This window comes from Devosia lucknowensis (assembly GCF_900177655.1).
Lineage (GTDB): Bacteria > Pseudomonadota > Alphaproteobacteria > Rhizobiales > Devosiaceae > Devosia > Devosia lucknowensis.
In genome coordinates, this window is the sequence record NZ_FXWK01000002.1 from 958,228 (window position 1) to 976,519 (window position 18,292).

Consider the following 18,292-nt stretch of genomic DNA (forward strand, 5'->3'; position numbering starts at 1 on the left):
CCACGCGACCGACTTCCGAGTGCCCGCGCCAGCGGGCACTTTTGTTTTAGGGCCACCGCGTCGCGCTGTCCCATGCAACTGCTCCGCCCTCGGGCTTGACCCGAGCGTCACTTCCCCGCGCACCGAAGCGGCAAGGGAAGGACGCGCGCGCCCGCCGGGCAGGCCCCACAGCGGAACAACATATTGGATGGGGCGGTCGTGTTGGCGCTGGATTCCGGAGCCAGTGCACGATCCTCAAGAGCAATTTTTTGCTTTGAAAACGGGCAGTGCGCTCAGCGATTGAGCAAGCCTCTGATATTGCTTGAGATTTGTCCCCTCTCAACTCCTGATTAACCCTTAGGCCGCATGCTGCAACCTGGGCATAGGGAAACCGGGCAATGACGGCCGGTGCTCGGGGGTACGATCATGGGTTCCATCCTGCGCAACATGCGCCTCACCTTCGCCATTTCCAGCATGACGATCGGGGCGATCACGCTGGCCATCCTGGCGGTGCTCGGCGGGCTCTATTTCAGCCTCAGCCGGTCCGTGGCCGACGATGAAGCCAAGGCGCTGACCGATACCACCCGCATTGCCGCGCAGATCCTGCAGGTCAACCTGCCCAGCCTCGAGGTTGGCGTGGACGAGGCGGGCAACGTCGTTTCGCTCTCGGCGCGCAGCATGCCGCGCTTCCGCACCCACGACGTGATCGACACCGTGGCGCGTGTGGCCGGACAGGACGTCGCCGTCTATGTCTACGATCCCGAAACCGGGCCGGACATGATCGTGGGCAGTACGAGCCTTGTCGATCCGCTCGGCGAGCGACGCCTCGGTGAAAGCCTGGTTGCAGGGATGCCGATCTTCGATGCGCTCGCCGCCAACCAGGCCGTGCAGTCGCAGGCACACTTCGCCGGTACGAACTATCTTCTCAACTACGTGCCCATCGCCACGGCCGACGGCGTCGTCATCGGGGCGCTTATGGTGGCCGTCGACCGGGCACCGCTGGTTGCCGTGCTGGCGAGCACGATGACCGTGCTGGGTGCGGTCGCGCTCGCCGGGCTCCTCGTCACCGGCATCCTTGCGCTCTTCGTGGCCCGCAAGCTGATGCGGCCCATTCCACAATTGGCCGGGGTGATGGAGGCGCTCGCCGAGGGGCATCTTGACGCCGAAGTCCCCTACACGGCCCAGCGCAACGAGATCGGGGCCATGGCCCGCGCGGTCGAAGTGTTCCGCAGCAATGCCGTCGAAAAGGCCGCGCTCGATGCGCAGGCGCGCCAGCATCTGGCCGAGGCGGCCGATCATACCGGGCAGCTGCAGGCCATTTCGCGCAGCCAGATCGTCGTCGAATTCTCGCTCGACGGGACCGTGCTGACCGCCAACGATAATTTCCTCGCCCTCCTCGGCTATCGTCTCGAAGACGTGGTCGGGCGCCCCAATGCGCTGTTTCTCATCGACGCCGATCCGGCCAGCCCCGGCTACCGGGAATTCTGGCACGATCTTTCGCAGGGGGCGTTCAAGAGTGGCGAATATCGCCGCCGCACCCGTTCCGGCCAGGAAGTCTGGATCCAGAGCACGTTCACGCCGATCTTCGATGCCGATGGCACCGCCTACAAGGTTGTGCAGTTCGCCACCGACGTGACCGCCCGCAAGACCTCGGTCGCGGCCATCGGCACGGGCCTGCAGCAGCTGGCCGAGGGTGATCTCACCAGCACTATCGCGACGCCGTTTCCGCCCGAATTCGAGGATCTGCGGTTGGCTCTCAACGGCACTGTCGAGCGCTTTGCCGATGTGGTGGGGCAGTTGCGCGAAACGACGCGCGCCCTGCGCACCGCCAGTGGCGAGTTGCTGTCCGGCGCCAACGACCTTTCCGAACGTACCACCCGCCAGGCCGCGACGATCGAGGAAACCTCGGCCGCGATGGAGCAGCTGGCCGCGACGGTGGCCAGCAATGCCGGCATGGCCGAAGAAGCGGCGGGCAAGGCCGAGACCGTATCGCGCGTTGCTGCCGAAAGCGGCTCGGTGATGGGCGAGGCAACCGGGGCCATGGAGCGGATCAGCCAGTCCTCGGCGCGCATTTCCAACATTATCGGGTTGATCGACGACATCGCGTTCCAGACCAATCTGCTGGCGCTCAATGCCTCGGTGGAAGCGGCGCGGGCCGGTGACGCGGGCAAGGGCTTTGCCGTCGTGGCCGTGGAAGTGCGGCGGCTGGCACAAAGCGCGGCCAGCGCCTCGGCCGATGTGAAGGCCCTGGTCGAGCAGAGTGCCAGCGAGGTCGAGGGCGGTTCGCGTCTCGTCAGTGCGGCCGGCGACAAGCTGCGGGCCATGCTCGACGCGGTGCGCGAGAACAGCGATCTGGTGCGTTCCATTGCCCGGGCGAGCCGCGAACAGGCGGCCTCGATCGAGGAGGTCAACACGGCCGTGCGCACGCTCGATCAGATGACCCAGCACAATGCGTCGCTGGTCGAGCAGACCAACGCCGTCATCGCCCAGACCGAGGGCCAGACGCAGTCCCTCGATATGATCGTCGACGTGTTCACGCTGGGTGAGGATGATGCCGAACCCGGTCGTGCCAGCAGCCGCGCCGCCTGATCAGGCCAAGGCGGCGCCCACCAGCGCGCGGGCATGCAGTTCGGTCGTGTCATAGGTGGGCAGGGCGGACGAGCTGTCGTCGATCAGCATGCCGATTTCGGTGCAGCCCAGGATCACGGCCTGGGCCCCCCGGGCCGCCATGCGGTCGATGGCCGCCTGGTAGACCTGGCGCGATGCGTCCCTGACAATGCCCTTGCACAGCTCGTCGTAGATGATGCCATTGAGATTGGTGTGATCCACTTCGGGCACGATGGGCGTGAGGCCGCGGCTGGCGAGGCGTTCCTTGTAGAAGCCCATTTCCATGGTGAAGCGCGTGCCCAGGAGGCCCACGGTATCGAAGCCGTCGGCCAAGAGGGCATCGGCCGTCGGATCAGCGATGTGGACGAAGGGAATGCCGACGCCCTCGAGCATGAGATCGGCCACGACATGCATGGTATTGGTGGCAAGGCCCAGCACCTGGGCCCCTGCATCCTCGAGCGAGCGCGCCACGGCGTTCAGCTGCCGGCCGGCCTCGTCCCAATGGCCCAGCGACTGCAGTTCGGCGACAGGGGCGAAATCAACGGAGTGCAGGATCAGCGGCGCCGAGTGCAGGCCGCCGCGCAGGCGGGCCGTCTCGCGGTTGATGGCGGCATAGTAATGCGCACTCGATTCCCAGCTCATGCCGCCGATGAGGCCGATGGTCTTCATGGCCTCAGCCCTGGCCGAAGCGTTGCGGAATGTCGCGGAAGGCATCGACCACGAGGTCATAGGCCGGCCGCTTGAACGGCACGATGAGGCCCGGCACGCGGCTCAGGCGCTCCCAGCGCCACGCGCCGAACTCGGCCTTGTGCTTGCCGCCACCGGGCGCAACGACGTCGATTTCGGCCTCGTTGCCGGTAAAGGCAAAGGCGAACCAGCGCTGGCGCTGGCCGCGGTATCTGCCCTTGAAGGCGACTCCCAGCAGCTCGTCAGGCAGATCGTAGTGGATCCATTCCGGCGCTTCGGCGAGCAGGCTCACGGAGGTCATGCTGGTTTCCTCGTAGAGCTCGCGCAGGGCCGCGGCCAGAGGATCTTCCCCCGCGTCGATCCCGCCCTGCGGCATCTGCCAGGCAAAGCCCTGGGCTGCGGACTGGTCGGGATCGCCCTCGAACTTGCGTTGTCCGAGAAAGACATTGCCCGCCGGGTTGAACACGGCGACGCCGACGCAGTCGCGATAGGGCAGCGCTTCGCGAGCGGGCTTGGTGGTCATGGCGCAAACCTTATTTCATCAGGGCGCTTGCCGGGACAAGCGCGATGCCCTTGGCATCGAGTTCCCGCGCCCATTCGGACACGGCCTGCACCGAAATGGGCAGGGCGCTCACAATACCAATGGCGCTGCCCGTTTGCAGCGCCTGGTTTTCAAGGCTGGCAAGCGCCGACTGGATGGCTGCGCGGGCGGGGTTGACGTCGATCAGCGTCGAGGCGCGGGCAAAGGGCATGCGGTTGGCATTGGCCAGTTGCGGGGCCACGGAGCGGTTGGACGAGCCATCGTCCAGATAGCCCAGGCCACGGGCGCCAAGCTCTTCCATCACGGGCGCCATGTCGGCTGCCGAGGCCGTGAAGCGCGCGCCCATATTGTTGATGACGCCGATATAGCCGCCAAAGCGGGCCATCAGCCAGAACAGCTTCTCGAGATTGGCGCGCGGCTCCTCGTCGGTAAGGATCGTGTGGGGGCCGGGGTCGTTCTGCGGATAATCAAAGGGTTCGAGCGGCACTTCGAGCATCACTTCGTGCCCGGCGGCGCGGGCGGCCGCGACGGTGTTTTCGAGGCTGCGGCCGTAGGGCGCAAAGGCCAGGGTCACCTCGTCGGGCAACTGATCAATGGCGTCGAGCGAGCCCTGCTCGTTGATGCCGAGGCCGGTCACGACCACGGCGATCATTGGACCGCCCGCGGCCAGTGCCGCGTCGGCCGGACGGCGATAGGCGGCAAAGGGCGTGAGACCGGTTCCCGACATGCGCGGAATAGTGCCGGCCGAGGTTTCTTCGCTGAGATCGGGCAGGGCGCCGAAGCGATCGGGCACCTGGCCGAGCGCAGTGCCGCCTGATGGGCCCGGCTGGGGCAGCGCCACGACGGAGCCGCCTGCGGGAAACTGCTCGGGATCGGCGGTGATGGTGGCGGGGCGGCTGGCCGCCGAATGGGCGATGCTGTTGCCGTCGCGCGTCGAGGTGATCGCCACGTCCTGGCTCGGGCGGCCGCCATTTGGGTCGTCGACAAGGTAGAGCCGCAGCGCCACGCCGCCGATGATCAGGAAGATGGCGATGAACAAGAGGCGCGCCAGGGGGAAATGCATGCGCCCGCGCCGGTCCTGGTTCCGGCGCTTTCGCCCGGTCAGCGGCGTGGACAGATCATTGGCCATTGGCAGCGCTCATCCCCGGCTGGGTCGACATGGAATGCGGCGCGAATCAAGGCGTCGCATTCCCGATTCTAGCACGATCGCCGGGCCTATTCGGCCTTGGGCGGATAGGCGTCGTTGGTCTCTTCGCCCTTGATCAGCCGCAGTGCGTACTGGAGCTGGGTGTCTTCGGCCTTCTCGGCCGGGACATAGACGGACGAGCCGACGCTGGCTTCTTCCTGGCCCTCGATAGTGATGTGGCCTTCGAGGCCCGCTTCACCGATGATCTCGTCGCGGCCCTGGAATTCCTCCGGAACGACCTGCTTGATCTCGATGTCGGGGCTGATCCCCAGCGCCTGGATCGAGCGGTTGTTGGGCGTGTAGTAGCGTGCCGTCGTCAGGCGCATGGCGCCGTCGGGACCGAGCGAGATGATCGACTGCACCGAACCCTTGCCGAAGGAGCGCGTGCCCACGAGGGTTGCGCGCTTGTGGTCCTGCAGGGCGCCGGCCACGATTTCCGAGGCCGAAGCCGAACCACCATTGATCAGCACCACCACGGGCACATCGGCGATCTTGGCGTCGAGCGGATCGGGCACCGCGTCATAGCGAGCGCTTTCGCTTTCCGTGCGGCCGCGGGTCAGCACCACGGCACCACGATTGAGGAAGGCGTCGGCAACGTAGACGGACTGGTCGACAAGGCCGCCGGGATTGTTGCGCAGGTCGAGGATGATGCCTGCCGGCGCCACGCCGTCGCGGGCCTTGTAGATGTCCTCGATGGCGCGTTCGATGCCGACAAAGGCCTGTTCGGTGAACCGCGAGAGGCGCAGCAGGGCGATGTCGCCTTCGCCCTCGGCTTCGCCGCCTTCCATGCTCCAGCGCACGGCGCGCACGGAGATGATGCCGCGGGTCAGCGTGAAGTCCATCGGATCGGTCACGCCTTCGCGCACGATGGTGATCTTGACGTCCGTGCCGACCGGGCCACGCATCTTCTCGACGGCTTCGTCCTGGGTCATGCCTTGGACAGCCTGACCGTCGATCTCGTAGATCAGGTCGTTGGCCAGGATGCCGGCGCGGGCTGCCGGCGTGTCGTCGATGGGCGAAACGACCTTGATCACGCCCTCTTCCATGATGATTTCGACGCCCAGGCCGCCGAATTGCCCGGAAATGTCCTCGCGGGTGTCGTCATAGTCCTGGGGCGGCAGGTAGCCGGAATGGGGGTCGAGCGAGGTCAGCATGCCCTGGATGGCGGCACGGATCAGCTCTTCCTCGTCCGGCGGATCGACATATTCGGCGCGGATGCGGTCGAAGATTTCGCCGAAAAGATTGAGGTCAGAATAGATTTCGAGCGGATCGCGCGCCTCTATCGCCGCCTTTTCGGCCGCCGTGGGCTCGGCCTCCTCACCACTGGGATTGGGCTCGACCTGCTCTTCGAGCGGAGCCGGATCGGCGGGCGCCTGGTCCTGGGCAATCAGCACGGTGGCGGGCACCAGCACTGCCGCGCATATGGCGGCGAGGCGAAGGGTGGTCAGGCGCATGAATGGGTTATCCCGTCTGTTCTTGGCTTGCCCACCACCCGTTGGGGTCGAAGGGCTCGTTGTTCTGTCGCAGCTCAATATAAAGGGTCGGCTGATCGTTTCCAGCACTGGTGGAGACCGTCCGTCCAATTGTGCGTGATCCCATCGTGCCAACCGGCTCGCCCATCTGCACGAACTGGCCGATATCGGCTGTGATCGTGGAAAGACCGGCGAGCAGGGCGGTGTAACCGCTGCCGGTATTGAGAATGACGATCTGGCCATAATTGAGGTAGGGGCCCTTGTAGAGCACCCAGCCGTCGGCCGGGGCCACGACCTGGGCATCGGCGCGGGTCACAATGGACTGCCCCTGAGAAATGCCGCCGCGGCCATCATTGGCCCCGTAATCGACCACGGTCACGCCGTTGGAGGGCTGGGCCAGATAGCCGCGTGCCAGCGGAAAGGGCACGGCCGGCTGGGTCCGTGCCGCATCGGCAAAGGCGAGCTGGATGGCCTCGGGCGACAGCTGGGGCAGGTTGGGATCGGTGGGCTCGGGCGCGGTCGCCCCGGTTGCGGCGCGTTCGGACAGCGCGCCGATCAGTTCGCGGAGCGAGGTCGCGCGCTCGGCCAGGGCCAGCGCCTCGTCTTCCTCGGCCTGCAGCTGGGCGCTCATCTGGGTGATGCCCTGCTTGCGCGCCGCGATCAGGGTGGCGATGCGCAGCTGCTCTTCCTCGAGCACGTCGTAATTCGCCTTGAGCGTGGCTTCCTCCGCCAGCGCGGCCACCTTGATGTCGGTCAGGGCCTTGAGGTCCACCGACACGGCATCGGCCTTGAGGCGCAGCTGCGGCAGGATGGCCGCGATCAGCATGGCGCCGCGGGCCGACCCCAGCGCGTCGCCCGGGTCGACGATCAGCGCGGGCGGGGGATTGAGCGAGATGCGCTCGAGCGCCGCGAGAACGTTGGCGATTTCGGCATCGGCGCCATCGAGGCGGCCACGGACTTCGAGCTCGCGCACGATGAGGTCGGAAATGCGCTCTTCGACATCGGCGACCTCGATTTCGGCCAGTTTCACCCGCTGCGCGGCGGCGATCAGCGCAGCGTTCTGCTGGGTGCGGTCACCCTCCATGGCGTCGATCTCGGCCTTGAGCGCATCGATGCGTTCGCGGCTGAGGTTGAGCGAGGCTTCCACTTCTTCGAGATCGATGGCGTTGCGGTCGGCGGGCTCGGCAGCACTTCCGTCGGTTTCCGGCGCAGTCCCGGCATCGGCCGGATCCGCTGTTGCCGGTTCGGTAGTCGCGGCTGGAGCCGTGGCATCAGCAGGCGTGGTGGAAGCAGGTGTAGTGGCATCCGCAGGCGCCGTCGCAGGTGTTTGGGCGCCCTCGAGCGGCACCGATGGGCGCAGGTCCACGGCCTCGTTGCCCGGCTCGGTCTGGGCCAGGAGCGGCCAGGCTGCGAGGCCCGTCAGAAGGCCGCCCGCCAGCAGGGCTGTTGCAATGCGTGCCGGCCGCATGGGCATGGCGTCTCCACAAGGGGGCATCCCCCCGAATCAGTTGGCAGCACTCTAGCAACTGCGCGGCAAACCGCCGGTTAACGATGCTTAACCATAATGTGAGCGTTCAATCACCGCGGTGATACGGATGCCCGGAGAGAATGGTGGTGGCGCGGTAGAGCTGTTCGGCCAGCATGATGCGGACCAGCTGGTGCGGCCAGACCATGGGGGAGAAGCTGACCGTGAGGTCGGCCGAGCGGACATAGTCGGGATCGATGCCGTCGGCGCCGCCGATGACGAAGCCCACCGCCGGTCGGCCATCGTCGCGCCAGCGCGCCAGCTGGGCGGCGAAGTTTTCCGAATTGAGGCCCTTGCCGCGCTCGTCGAGCATCACGGTAATGCCTTCGGGAAGAGCCGCGCGCAGGGCCCTGGCCTCCTCGGCCTTGCGCGCGGCCGCGGAGCCGGCGCGGGATTCGTTGATTTCGGTGACGTCGAAGCCTGTGAGCGCCAGGGGCTTGCCGCTGCCGGTCGCCCGCTCAAGGTAACGGGCCACAAGCTCTCGCTCTGGCCCGTTCTTCATCCGGCCGATGGCCGCTATGGCAATGCGCATGCTCTTGATCCGATGAAGGAAGGGCAGGCCGGTAGCCAGTCGCCCGGTTCATCGTCACCACTGGGCAATTCCCGGTGGTCCAAACAGTGCCGCCAGCAGATGGATTGCCGGGACAGGCCCGGCAATGACGATGAGATGGCGATGCCCTTAGTGCTGGTCGGCCGCGAAGTCGGCCTGCCACATCTTTTCGAGGCTGTAGAACTCGCGCACTTCGGGGCGGAAGATGTGGAGGATGACGTCGCCGGCATCGACCAGGACCCAGTCGCAATGGGGCAGGCCCTCGACGCGTGGCTTGCCATAGCCGTTCTCGCGCAGCGCGGTGATCACCTGATCGGCGACGGCGCCGACATGACGCTGCGAGCGGCCGGAGGTCACGATCATGTGGTCGGCCAGCGACGACTTGCCGGTGATGTCGACCGCGACCGTTTCTTCGGCCTTGGCGTCATCCAGGGTGTCGAGGATGAGATCGATGAGGGGTTTTTGCGTGCCGGAAACGGGTGCGGGCGCTGCGGTCACGGTGTTGTTGGGCTGGGTGGCCATCAGAAACGGCCTTCCGCCCATGCGCGGGCATGGGTCATGCGAAAGTTAAGCATCCTTGGTTGTTGATCGGAATGTAGCGGCGTCGAGTGAACGGCAAGCCGTCTTTTCCTGTTCCGGTGACAATGATCACTTGGCCTTGAATATGCGCCTTTGCGGGAGTTTTCGCAAGGTCGGGTGCCAAGACAAGCTTAATCGAGGTTTCGTGACGCCCTGATGGCACTGGAGGAAAGCGTCGATTGCCGGCCCTGGAGATAGATCCAGGCAGGGGGTGCGCAGTCGGCAAGCACGGCCGCGTCGGCCTCGTCGATCTGGGCGTAGTCGAGCGTCGTCGCCGCGCGCGAGGCGAGCGCGCGGCGTGCGGCCCCGGGGCGGACGTAGACGGCGATGGGTAGGCGGGCGGCGATATCGCGCCAGCGCTGCCAGCGGTGGAAATCGGCGAGACTGTCGGCACCCATGATCCAGACGAAACGTCGGTCCGGCAGGGCGGTGGTGAGAAAGTCGACGGTCTGCCAGGAATAGGCGAACCCCCTGGCCGCCTCGAAGCCGGTGACGCGGATGCGCGGGTTGCGGATGGCCTGGCGCGCGGCCTGCACCCGGTTTTCGAGCGGTGGCAGGGCCTTGTTGTCCTTGAGCGGATTGCCCGGGGTCACCAGCACCCAGAGCGCATCGAGCTGGAGCCGCCGCAGCGTCTCCTCCATGACGAGCAGGTGCCCCTCATGCATGGGATTGAAGCTGCCCCCGAACAGCCCGATCCGCATGCCCGACGCCGAGGGCGGGATTTCGGTGATGCCGGGGATATGGAGGGCCGGGCGACGGGTCAAATCAAGGCCTGAGCTGCCCGTTGCCGCGCACGCGATATTTGAAGCTGGTCAACTGCTCGACGCCGACCGGGCCGCGCGCGTGCATCTTGCCCGTGGCAATGCCGATCTCGCCGCCGAAGCCGAATTCGCCGCCATCGGCGAACTGGGTCGAGGCATTGTGCACGAGAATGGCCGAATCGATCTCGTTGAAGAACTTTTCGACTGCCCCTGCATCCTCGGCGATGATCGCCTCGGTGTGGTGGCTCGAATAGTGCTCGATATGGGCGATGGCGTCCTCGATGCTATCGACCACCTTCACCGAAATGATGGCGTCTTCGTATTCGGTCTTCCAATCCTCTTCCGTCGCCGGCCTGGCAACCGGGATCAGCGACATCACCGTCGCGTCGCCGCGGATCTCGCAGCCCTTGGCCACCAGTGCCTCGATGATGGGCTTCAAATGCGTTCCCACCACATCCTTGTGCACCAGCAGCGTTTCGGCGGCGCCGCAGATGCCGGTGCGGCGCATCTTGGCGTTGAGGGTGACGCTCACTGCTTTTTCGAGATCGGCCGAGCGGTCGATATAGACATGGACGAGGCCCTCGAGATGGGCAAAGACCGGCACCCGCGCTTCGCTCTGCACGCGCGCGACGAGGGTCTTGCCACCGCGCGGCACGATCACGTCGATGGCGCCGTCCAGGCCCCTGAGCATCTCGCCCACGGCCGCGCGATCGGTGGTCGGCACCAATTGCACGCATTCGGTCGGCAGGCCCGCCAGATGCAGGCCGTCGAGCAGGCACTCGACGATGGCGCGGCTCGAATGGAAGCTGTCCGAGCCGCCGCGCAGGATCACCGCGTTGCCGGATTTGATCGAAAGCGCGCCGGCATCGGCGGTCACGTTGGGGCGCGACTCGAAGATCACGCCGATGACGCCGAGGGGCGTGCGCACGCGCTCGATATGAAGTCCGTTCGGGCGATCCCATTCCGAAATCACCGTGCCGACAGGGTCGGGCAGTTCGGCAATCGTCCTGACCGCCTCGATGATCCCGTCGATGCGCTTGTCGTCGAGCAGCAGCCGGTCGAGAAAGGCCTTGGAAATGCCCTTCTCCTCGGCTGCCCTCATGTCGAGCGCATTGGCCTGGAGGATCTTCCTGCGGTGCGCATTGATCGCGCCGGCGGCCGTCAGCAATGCCGTTCGCTTCTGTTCCGATGTCGCGATCTTGAGCGCATTGGCGCCGATGCGCGCATTGCGGCCGATTTCGGCCATCAGCGCGGGGATGTCTTCTGCCGTTTCGAGAACTGCACTCATTCCACATCCTCCTTGGCGCCCAGCAGCACCAGATTGTCGCGATGTACCATTTCCGAGCGGTTGCCGACGCCCAGCAGGTCGCCGATCATGTCGCTGCGCTTGCCCATGACGAGGCGCGCGTCCTCGCTGTCGAGGCCGGAAAGGCCCCGCGCGATCTCGCGACCCTCCGGGCCGGTGATCGCGATGGTGTCGCCGCGTTCGAAGTCGCCGGCAATTTTCGTGACCCCGATGGGCAGCAGCGAGCGGCCCTCGCGTAGCGCGCGGGCTGCGCCGGCGTCCACCTGCACCGTCCCCGATACGGCCAGTGTCCCCATGATCCAGCGTTTTCGCGATTGGGCGCGCGAGGTCGAGGCCCTGAACAGCGTATGCAGGCCGCCTTCGGTCAGCGCCCGCAGCGGGTGGGTTTCGGTGCCCTTGGCAATGATCATCGCCGTGCCGGCCATGGTGGCGATCTTGCCGGCTTCCACCTTTGTGGTCATGCCGCCGCGCGAGAGGTGGCTGGCCGCGCCACCCGCCATGGCTTCGATGGCTGGGGTGATCGTGTCGACCACGGGAATATGGGTAGCCGCGGGGTCCTTGGCGGGAGGCGCCGTATAGAGGCCATCGATATCGGACAGCAGCACCAGGAGGTCCGCCTCGATCATGGTGGCGACGCGCGCCGAGAGCCGGTCGTTGTCGCCATACCGGATTTCGGCGGTGGCGACGCTGTCGTTCTCGTTGATGATGGGAATGGCATGCAGGCCCAGCAGCGTCCGGATCGTGGTGCGGGCATTGAGGAAGTAGCGGCGTTCCTCGGTGATGTTGGGCGTGATCAGGATCTGCCCGGTGACGATGGCATGCTTGCCCAGCGCCTCGGACCAGGCCTGGCTCAGCGCAATCTGCCCGGCGCTGGCGGCAGCCTGCGACTGCTCCAGCGTCAGCGTCGTTGCCGACAGGCCCAGAAGCCCGCGCCCAAGCGCAATGGCGCCGGAGGAAACGATGACGATCTCCCGGCCTTCGGCCTTGAGCGCGGCGATATCCTCGGCCAGGTCAGCCAGCCACGCGGCGCGCAGCTTGCCGGATTTGTCGACAAGCAGGGCCGAGCCGATCTTGATGGTGATGCGGCGGTAGGAGGCGAGGGGGTTCATTGGGATGTTTCCAGGTCGGGCACAGCAACCCCCACCCAACCTCCCCCTTCTCCAGCGGGAGGAGCCGCCCTGTGGAGGTGGCAAGATAGTGGGCCTGCACAGATCCACCCCTCCCCCTTCTTCAGGGGGAGGCTGGGTGGGGGTGCCACAAGCGTCGAAATGCTGAGACTGCCCATCAAGGCGTCCATTTGCCTTCCACCTTCCGGCGTTCGGCCTCTTCCACCGCGGCCTTTTCGGCATCGAGCACGTTGAGCACGTCGTAGAGGACCTGGTCGACGCCCTGGCCGGTGGCACCCGAGACCAGCCGCACCTCGGCCTTGGAGGCCTTCTTGAGTGCCTTGACCTTGGCCTTGACCTCGTCCTCGCTCAAGGCATCGACCTTGTTGAGCACGACGATTTCCTGCTTGTCGGCCAAAACGTCGGCATAGGCCGCCAGCTCGTAGCGCACGGCCTTGTAGACATGGGCGACGTCTTCGTTGGTGCCGTCGATCAGGTGGATCAGCACCTGGCAGCGCTCGATATGCCCGAGGAAGCGGTCGCCGATGCCGATGCCTTCGCTCGCGCCTTCGATCAGGCCCGGAATGTCAGCGAGCACGAATTCGCGCTCGCCGATGCGCACCACACCCAGGTTGGGATGGAGCGTGGTGAAGGGGTAGTCGGCAATCTTGGGCTTGGCGGCGGACACCGCGGCGAGGAATGTCGATTTGCCGGCATTGGGCTGGCCGACCAGACCTGCATCGGCGATCAGCTTGAGGCGCAGCCAGATCCCCTTTTCCGTGCCTTCCTGGCCCGGATTGGCCCGGCGTGGCGCCTGGTTGGACGAGGTCTTGAAATAGGCATTGCCGAAGCCGCCATTGCCCCCCTGCAGCAGTACGATGCGCTGGCCGATCTCGGTGAAATCGGCGATCAGGGTTTCCTGGTCTTCCTCGAAAATCTGCGTGCCGACGGGCACGCGCAGGATAACGTCCTCGCCATCGGCGCCGGTGCGGTTCTTGCCCATGCCGTGCACGCCGGTGCCGGCGCGAAAATGCTGGGTGTAGCGGAAGTCGATCAGCGTGTTGAGGCCGTCGGCGCATTCGGCAATCACGTCGCCGCCGCGGCCGCCATTGCCGCCATCGGGGCCGCCGAATTCGACGAATTTTTCGCGCAGGAAGCTGACGGCGCCGGCGCCGCCGGATCCGGACTTGATATAGACCTTCGCCTGGTCGAGGAATTTCATTGCCGTCTTGCCTTCCAGACGCTGCGCGCCAGTTTCGTGTCGATATGCTCCAGCTCGACGCCGCGCGCAAGGCAGAGCAGGGTCGAATGACCGGTCTCGGTAAATCCCAGGCGTTTCTGGATCGCCAGCGAGGGCTGGTTGAAATGAAAAACGCCCGAATAGATGTCGCTCGCGTCGCTGGCTTCGAAAAACCAGTCGATCGCGGCGATCGCGGCCTCGGTCATGATGCCGCGTCCCCAAAAGGGCTTGCCCAGCCAATAGCCGATGACGGGCACCTCGCCCACCTTCTGGTATCCGATATGGCCCACATACCCCACACCGGCAAGCTCGATGGCAAAACTCGTCTCCTCCGCAGCCGGTCTGGGACGCTGCGATCCGAGCCAGGCGACGGCATCCGAGCGAAGATAGGGATAGGGCACCCGCGCCAGATTGCCCGATACCTCGAAATCGTTGAGGTAAAGCGCCAGCGCATCGGCGTCCCCCAGCTGCGGAGGGCGCAGGATCAGGCGGCTGGTGAGGAGGGACGGGGTCATTCAGCTTGCCCCAACCGCTCGGCTGCCTTCGCGCGCGGGTATTGGCCCCGGGCCGAGTCCGAGGGCGGCACCGTGCGTGGGAGCGCAGAGATGTCTCGTCCTGACAGGTCGATCATCCCCGCCACTCCAGCACCAGCAGTGGCTTGCCCTTGTGGCGTTCGACGACGCTGACGGTTTCTTCGATCAGGGCAAAGCCGGTCTTTTCGAGCACGCGTATGGAGCCGGCATTGTGGGCCAGCACCCGCGCCCGCAACGGCACAAGTCCGATGCTGGAGCAGGCATCGCGCAGGCCGCGCACGGCCTCGGGCGCATATCCATGGCCCCAATGGCGTTCGCCGAGCCAGTAGCCGAGCTCGGTGGGGCGGTCGTCATGGAAGTAAAGACCGATGACGCCCAGCAGCCGGTCGCCGGTTTTTTCGGCAATCACATAGGGATGGTGGCTGGCTCGAGCGGTCTTTTCGACAAAGGCGCGGCCATGCTGCTCTTCGTAGGGAAAGGGCAGGCTTGCGGTGGGCTCCAGCACCTTCCAGTTATTGGCCTCGGCCACGAGGTCCTCGAGATCCGACACGCGCGGCGCTCGCAGGGTCAGCCGGGCGGTTTCGATGGTTTCGGGCAGAAGGGATCGAATGGTCATTGGCTGCTCATTTGATACGGAGGATGACCCACGGACGTCACCACCGGGCTTGTCCCGGTGGTCCATGTTCGGATGCACTGGATTGCCGGGGCAAGCCCGGCAATGACGATCGGGAGGAGTGCCGTGCGCTTATGCGCGTTCATTCGTATCAGGCGCATAGCTGTTCTGCCCGTGCCCGCCAGGTTTCCCGGTCCAGCCGCGTCAGGACATGAGGCACGTTGTGCTGCAGGGCGTGACTGAACCGCATGTCGCGGCCGGTTTCGACAAAGCCGAGCTTGGCCTTGAGGCGCAGGGACGCGCGGTTGTCGTGATGAGCGCTCGAGACGATGGCGTCGGATGTGGTGCGGGTGAAATGCCAGTCGATGACGGCGCTGGCGGCCTCGGTGCCGAAACCCTGCCCCCAATGGCGCTTGGCGATCCAGAACCCCAGTTCGGCGCCGATGGCGACGCAGCCGACGAGGCCGCGGCCGGGCAGGTCGACGATGAACAGGGACTTGTCCGGATTGTCGGACGGCGCGGCCCGCAGCCAGTCGCTGGCCATGGCAAGGGTGAAGGGGAAGGGCAGCGGGGTCAGCCAGCGGGCAACGGCGAAGTCGCTGACGCCCAGGGCAAAGCAGGGTGCATCCTCGGGGCGAGCCGGACGCAGGATCAGGCGGGAGGTGCGAAGCTCGGTCATCTCGGTTCGAGCTCCCTCAGCATCCGCACCATGGTCTGCCCGGCCAGAAAGCCTTCGGTCTCGATGTTCTCGCCCACTTCGGCAAAGCCGAGCTTGCGCAGCACATTGCGCGATCCTGCATTGTCCTTTCGGGCGCGTGATCGCAGTTCGCGCGTGCCCGCCGCTCGGGCCGCCTCGAGAACTGCTGCGGCCGCTTCGCTGGCGTAGCCATGTCCCCAATAGGGTTCGCCCAGCCAGTAGCCGAGCTCGGGCGCATGATCGTCGGACAGAGCCAGGCCGACCACCCCGATCAGGGCATCGTCGAGGGTTATGGCAAAGCAGATTTCCGCGGCGCTCGGGACGATTTCGGTGATGAAGAACTCGGCGTCGCTCAGCCCATAAGGAAAGGGCAGCCGGGCCATCCATTTGTGTACGTTGATATTGTTGCACAACTGGGCGATCGCCGGAGCATGGACCATTGCGGGGGTGACCAGGAGCAGGCGCTGGGTGCGGATCGTGGTCGGCAGGCGGTGCTTGAGGCTGGTCGCGACGCTGATCATTTGCAAATGCTCCGGAAAACGAAAAGGGGAACCGGCGGACCGGTTCCCCTGCGCATCTGCTTTGTGTTGCCAAACGCTGCGCCGGGGAACTGGTCACCGGCGGGTTGGTCAGGCCTGCCGGATTATTCGGCGGCCTCTGCCGGGAGGACAGACACGTGTACTTTATTGTTCGCGCGGGTGCGGAACGACACGGTGCCATCGATCAGGGCATAGATCGTGTGATCCTTGCCCAGGCCGACGCCGGTACCGGTTGCCCACTTGGTGCCGCGCTGACGCACGAGGATGTTGCCGGCGATCACAGCTTCGCCGCCGAACTTCTTGACGCCGAGACGACGGCCAGCGGTATCACGACCGTTGCGGGATGAGCCGCCTGCTTTCTTATGTGCCATGGTTCTTTGTCCTTATTCCTTGTCAGCCTTGTCGGCCTTCTTGGCCGGGGCCTTCTTTGCCGGCTTTTCAGCGGCAGTGTCTTCCTTGGCGGCAGCGGCCTTCTTCGGCGCAGCCTTCTTGGCCGGAGCTTCGGCGGCAGCGTCTGCCTTCGGAGCGGCCTTCTTGGCAGCCGGTGCCTTCTCGGCGACGGCTTCGGTCTTCTCGGCCTTGGCAGCAGCCTTGATCGTGGGCTTGGCGCCGCCGGTCAGGATCTCGGTGATGCGGACGGTCGTCAGCAGCTGGCGGTGGCCGTTGCGACGACGCGAATTGTGGCGGCGGCGCTTCTTGAAGATGATGACGGTCTTCTGCTTCTTGGTCTCGACCAGTTCAGCAGCGACCAGGGCGCCTTCCACCAGCGGAGCGCCGATGGTGTCGCCAACCATGAGAACCTGGTCGAAGGTGACGATGTCACCGGCTTCGGCCTCGAGCTTCTCGATCTTGATGACGTCGTTGGCAGCAACCTTGTACTGCTTCCCGCCCGTCTTGATAACGGCGAAAGTCATATTCATGCCGAATGGGTTTTCCCCACCGGTCCCTATCTGTCGCGCTCTGCGGCGCCGCGGATTTCGTGACAGGTTCCGCGGGCTTTTCGAATGGATGGGCCGAAAGTTTCGGCCGGCAGCCTCGAGCAGCGTTTTCAAACAAAACCAGCGCACCGGACGGACCGGTGCGCAGATTGGTGGGCTTATCGGTGCAAAGCCCCGCAGAGTCAAGCGTCATGCACGCGAGAGCGCGGCAAATGCTAGCAATGTGCTAGCCAATTGCCTCCAGGTGCTTATCCCTGGCCGTTCGGATACCAGTTTCTGAGACGAATTTCGACGTTTTCGTCGATTTCCGTTTCCAGCGGGCTGAGGTCGCTGTCGCCGTAATGGTAGGGATAGACGATCCTGGGCTTGAACGTGTTGATCGCCTCCACGGCCTGTTCCACCGTCATGGTGTAGGGCAGGTTCATGGGCAAGAATGCGACGCTAACGTCTTGCAGCGCCAGCATATCTTCGGTCGGCTCGGTATCGCCGGCAATATAGATCCGGTCGTCGCCCAGGGTCAGCACATAGCCGTTGCCGACCCCGACCGGGTGGTACTGCATCCTGTCCTGGGTCGTGTTGTGAGCCGCGATGGCGCGGATGGGCAGGTCGAGCACCGTACCCTCGTCGCCATTGGCCATTGCCGTGGCATTTGCCTTAAGTGCTTCTGGCAGCTTGTCAAAAACGTCCTGATTGGTCACCAGAACGGCGTCGCCGGCGATGGCTTCGAGCGTCGGCACGTCAAAATGGTCGCCGTGGCCGTGGGTGATCAGGATTGCCGAGGGCGCCGGGAAATTCTCGTAAAGCGCTGATCCGCCTACAGGATCCACGTAGATGGCCTTGCCGTCCCATTCCAGCACCAGGCTGGCATGGTCGACCGGGTGAATGGTGACATCCCCGGCGCTGGTCGCAAGTGTATCGGCCATCGGTGTGTCCTGGGCAAAGATGGAATTGGTGCTCAAACTGGCCGCAAATCCGGCCAGAGGCAAGCCGGCCATCCCGGCGACGACGTTTCGGCGTGTAACCATTCTCAAGTCTCCCGTTTGATCGCGATGATACGAAACCAACAACGCGGCAGAAGGGAGACAGCCCAACCCGCACGGAAATGTGAGACCACCGCCGTGGCATTTTCCGTTCGCTGCAGTCCACAAGGGGAGTTGCAGCGGGCAAAATGCTATGTCATAAGCCGCCCCGTATCGACCGGCCGAGACTTTTACGTCTCTTATCGATCTCGCGGAGAGATGGCAGAGCGGTTGAATGCACCGCACTCGAAATGCGGCATGGGGGCAACTCCATCGGGGGTTCGAATCCCTCTCTCTCCGCCACTTATAAGTCATTGAAATTGCTAGGGTAAAATCCGACTCAAAGTCGGATTCTGTCACAGCAGCCCGTCACGTTCCGATGGGGTGTTTGTTCCTTGCGTAAGTCTATCGCAT

19 protein-coding genes and 1 tRNA gene are annotated in these 18,292 nt (G+C 65.1%); 2 read left to right on the forward strand and 18 right to left on the reverse strand.

The features are described 5' to 3' along the window. Positions 1-405: 405 nt before the first annotated feature. Positions 406-2,568 (forward strand): methyl-accepting chemotaxis protein, encoded by a 2,163-nt coding sequence (locus tag CCK88_RS17025; protein WP_086471755.1) that lies wholly within the window; start codon positions 406-408, stop codon positions 2,566-2,568. Here the strand turns inward: CCK88_RS17025 and CCK88_RS17030 are convergent, their stop codons facing one another. The 18 genes from CCK88_RS17030 to CCK88_RS17115 all read right to left on the reverse strand — a co-directional run bounded on the left by CCK88_RS17030 (position 2,569) and on the right by CCK88_RS17115 (position 17,884). Continuing rightward, positions 2,569-3,255 carry an aspartate/glutamate racemase family protein gene (locus tag CCK88_RS17030; RefSeq protein WP_086471756.1) on the reverse strand — a complete coding sequence of 229 codons (687 nt, stop codon included), beginning with the start codon at positions 3,253-3,255 and terminating at the stop codon, positions 2,569-2,571. A 4-nt stretch (positions 3,256-3,259) separates the two neighbouring features. Next, positions 3,260-3,796 carry an RNA pyrophosphohydrolase gene (locus tag CCK88_RS17035; protein ID WP_086471757.1) on the reverse strand — a complete coding sequence of 179 codons (537 nt, stop codon included), beginning with the start codon at positions 3,794-3,796 and terminating at the stop codon, positions 3,260-3,262. 10 nt (positions 3,797-3,806) lie between these two features. Continuing rightward, the gene (locus CCK88_RS17040; protein WP_086471758.1) at positions 3,807-4,943 is read right to left on the reverse strand and encodes a divergent polysaccharide deacetylase family protein; all 1,137 of its coding nucleotides are present in this window, start codon (positions 4,941-4,943) and stop codon (positions 3,807-3,809) included. A gap of 86 nt (positions 4,944-5,029) precedes the next feature. Further along, positions 5,030-6,454 (reverse strand): S41 family peptidase, encoded by a 1,425-nt coding sequence (locus CCK88_RS17045; RefSeq protein ID WP_086471759.1) that lies wholly within the window; start codon positions 6,452-6,454, stop codon positions 5,030-5,032. A gap of 7 nt (positions 6,455-6,461) precedes the next feature. Next, positions 6,462-7,946 (reverse strand): murein hydrolase activator EnvC family protein, encoded by a 1,485-nt coding sequence (locus CCK88_RS17050; protein WP_170926538.1) that lies wholly within the window; start codon positions 7,944-7,946, stop codon positions 6,462-6,464. 100 nt (positions 7,947-8,046) lie between these two features. Next, the gene (rlmH, locus tag CCK88_RS17055; RefSeq protein WP_086471761.1) at positions 8,047-8,529 is read right to left on the reverse strand and encodes a 23S rRNA (pseudouridine(1915)-N(3))-methyltransferase RlmH; all 483 of its coding nucleotides are present in this window, start codon (positions 8,527-8,529) and stop codon (positions 8,047-8,049) included. 147 nt (positions 8,530-8,676) lie between these two features. Then, positions 8,677-9,069 carry a ribosome silencing factor gene (rsfS, locus tag CCK88_RS17060; RefSeq protein ID WP_086472023.1) on the reverse strand — a complete coding sequence of 131 codons (393 nt, stop codon included), beginning with the start codon at positions 9,067-9,069 and terminating at the stop codon, positions 8,677-8,679. 188 nt (positions 9,070-9,257) lie between these two features. Then, positions 9,258-9,890: a nicotinate-nucleotide adenylyltransferase gene (locus CCK88_RS17065; protein ID WP_086471762.1), complete on the reverse strand. Its 633-nt coding sequence runs from the start codon at positions 9,888-9,890 to the stop codon at positions 9,258-9,260. Position 9,891: 1 nt separating this feature from the next. After that, on the reverse strand, positions 9,892-11,175 hold the full coding sequence (locus CCK88_RS17070) for a glutamate-5-semialdehyde dehydrogenase (RefSeq protein WP_086471763.1): 1,284 nt from the start codon (positions 11,173-11,175) through the stop codon (positions 9,892-9,894). Further along, positions 11,172-12,302 carry a glutamate 5-kinase gene (gene proB / locus CCK88_RS17075; RefSeq protein WP_086471764.1) on the reverse strand — a complete coding sequence of 377 codons (1,131 nt, stop codon included), beginning with the start codon at positions 12,300-12,302 and terminating at the stop codon, positions 11,172-11,174. Before proB ends, CCK88_RS17070 begins: the two co-directional genes overlap by 4 nt. Positions 12,303-12,477: 175 nt before the next feature. Then, the gene (gene obgE / locus CCK88_RS17080; RefSeq protein WP_086471765.1) at positions 12,478-13,521 is read right to left on the reverse strand and encodes a GTPase ObgE; all 1,044 of its coding nucleotides are present in this window, start codon (positions 13,519-13,521) and stop codon (positions 12,478-12,480) included. Continuing rightward, a complete protein-coding gene (locus tag CCK88_RS17085) occupies positions 13,518-14,054 on the reverse strand; it encodes a GNAT family N-acetyltransferase (protein WP_086471766.1) in 537 nt (178 codons plus the stop codon). The genes obgE and CCK88_RS17085 overlap by 4 nt, the downstream gene beginning before the upstream one ends. 112 nt (positions 14,055-14,166) lie before the next feature. Next, a complete protein-coding gene (locus tag CCK88_RS17090) occupies positions 14,167-14,688 on the reverse strand; it encodes a GNAT family N-acetyltransferase (RefSeq protein WP_170926539.1) in 522 nt (173 codons plus the stop codon). Positions 14,689-14,836: 148 nt separating this feature from the next. Beyond that, positions 14,837-15,364: a GNAT family N-acetyltransferase gene (locus tag CCK88_RS17095; RefSeq protein WP_086471768.1), complete on the reverse strand. Its 528-nt coding sequence runs from the start codon at positions 15,362-15,364 to the stop codon at positions 14,837-14,839. Continuing rightward, positions 15,361-15,903, reverse strand: a complete 543-nt coding sequence (locus CCK88_RS17100) for a GNAT family N-acetyltransferase (protein ID WP_086471769.1) — start codon at positions 15,901-15,903, stop codon at positions 15,361-15,363. Before CCK88_RS17100 ends, CCK88_RS17095 begins: the two co-directional genes overlap by 4 nt. 122 nt (positions 15,904-16,025) lie before the next feature. Then, positions 16,026-16,292, reverse strand: a complete 267-nt coding sequence (gene rpmA / locus CCK88_RS17105) for a 50S ribosomal protein L27 (RefSeq protein WP_086471770.1) — start codon at positions 16,290-16,292, stop codon at positions 16,026-16,028. A gap of 12 nt (positions 16,293-16,304) precedes the next feature. Next, positions 16,305-16,835: a 50S ribosomal protein L21 gene (gene rplU / locus CCK88_RS17110; protein ID WP_086472024.1), complete on the reverse strand. Its 531-nt coding sequence runs from the start codon at positions 16,833-16,835 to the stop codon at positions 16,305-16,307. Between the two features lie 272 nt (positions 16,836-17,107). Continuing rightward, positions 17,108-17,884 carry an MBL fold metallo-hydrolase gene (locus CCK88_RS17115; RefSeq protein ID WP_086471771.1) on the reverse strand — a complete coding sequence of 259 codons (777 nt, stop codon included), beginning with the start codon at positions 17,882-17,884 and terminating at the stop codon, positions 17,108-17,110. Positions 17,885-18,091: 207 nt separating this feature from the next. Here CCK88_RS17115 and CCK88_RS17120 point away from each other — a divergent pair. Beyond that, positions 18,092-18,181: transfer RNA gene (locus CCK88_RS17120), tRNA-Ser, on the forward strand. Positions 18,182-18,292: the final 111 nt, after the last annotated feature.

What these genes read in the sequence shown, in the direction of transcription:
- proB (WP_086471764.1), bottom strand. Translation starts at nt 12,302, where the DNA reads ATGAACCCCCTCGCCTCCTACCGCCGCATCACCATCAAGATCGGCTCG.
- CCK88_RS17040 (WP_086471758.1), bottom strand. Translation starts at nt 4,943, where the DNA reads ATGGCCAATGATCTGTCCACGCCGCTGACCGGGCGAAAGCGCCGGAAC.
- CCK88_RS17115 (WP_086471771.1), bottom strand. Translation starts at nt 17,884, where the DNA reads ATGGTTACACGCCGAAACGTCGTCGCCGGGATGGCCGGCTTGCCTCTG.
- CCK88_RS17085 (WP_086471766.1), bottom strand. Translation starts at nt 14,054, where the DNA reads ATGACCCCGTCCCTCCTCACCAGCCGCCTGATCCTGCGCCCTCCGCAG.
- obgE (WP_086471765.1), bottom strand. Translation starts at nt 13,521, where the DNA reads ATGAAATTCCTCGACCAGGCGAAGGTCTATATCAAGTCCGGATCCGGC.
- rplU (WP_086472024.1), bottom strand. Translation starts at nt 16,835, where the DNA reads ATGACTTTCGCCGTTATCAAGACGGGCGGGAAGCAGTACAAGGTTGCT.
- CCK88_RS17095 (WP_086471768.1), bottom strand. Translation starts at nt 15,364, where the DNA reads ATGACCGAGCTTCGCACCTCCCGCCTGATCCTGCGTCCGGCTCGCCCC.
- rpmA (WP_086471770.1), bottom strand. Translation starts at nt 16,292, where the DNA reads ATGGCACATAAGAAAGCAGGCGGCTCATCCCGCAACGGTCGTGATACC.
- CCK88_RS17050 (WP_170926538.1), bottom strand. Translation starts at nt 7,946, where the DNA reads ATGCCCATGCGGCCGGCACGCATTGCAACAGCCCTGCTGGCGGGCGGC.
- rlmH (WP_086471761.1), bottom strand. Translation starts at nt 8,529, where the DNA reads ATGCGCATTGCCATAGCGGCCATCGGCCGGATGAAGAACGGGCCAGAG.
- CCK88_RS17025 (WP_086471755.1), top strand. Translation starts at nt 406, where the DNA reads ATGGGTTCCATCCTGCGCAACATGCGCCTCACCTTCGCCATTTCCAGC.
- CCK88_RS17100 (WP_086471769.1), bottom strand. Translation starts at nt 15,903, where the DNA reads ATGATCAGCGTCGCGACCAGCCTCAAGCACCGCCTGCCGACCACGATC.
- rsfS (WP_086472023.1), bottom strand. Translation starts at nt 9,069, where the DNA reads ATGGCCACCCAGCCCAACAACACCGTGACCGCAGCGCCCGCACCCGTT.
- CCK88_RS17035 (WP_086471757.1), bottom strand. Translation starts at nt 3,796, where the DNA reads ATGACCACCAAGCCCGCTCGCGAAGCGCTGCCCTATCGCGACTGCGTC.
- CCK88_RS17070 (WP_086471763.1), bottom strand. Translation starts at nt 11,175, where the DNA reads ATGAGTGCAGTTCTCGAAACGGCAGAAGACATCCCCGCGCTGATGGCC.
- CCK88_RS17090 (WP_170926539.1), bottom strand. Translation starts at nt 14,688, where the DNA reads ATGACCATTCGATCCCTTCTGCCCGAAACCATCGAAACCGCCCGGCTG.
- CCK88_RS17030 (WP_086471756.1), bottom strand. Translation starts at nt 3,255, where the DNA reads ATGAAGACCATCGGCCTCATCGGCGGCATGAGCTGGGAATCGAGTGCG.
- CCK88_RS17045 (WP_086471759.1), bottom strand. Translation starts at nt 6,454, where the DNA reads ATGCGCCTGACCACCCTTCGCCTCGCCGCCATATGCGCGGCAGTGCTG.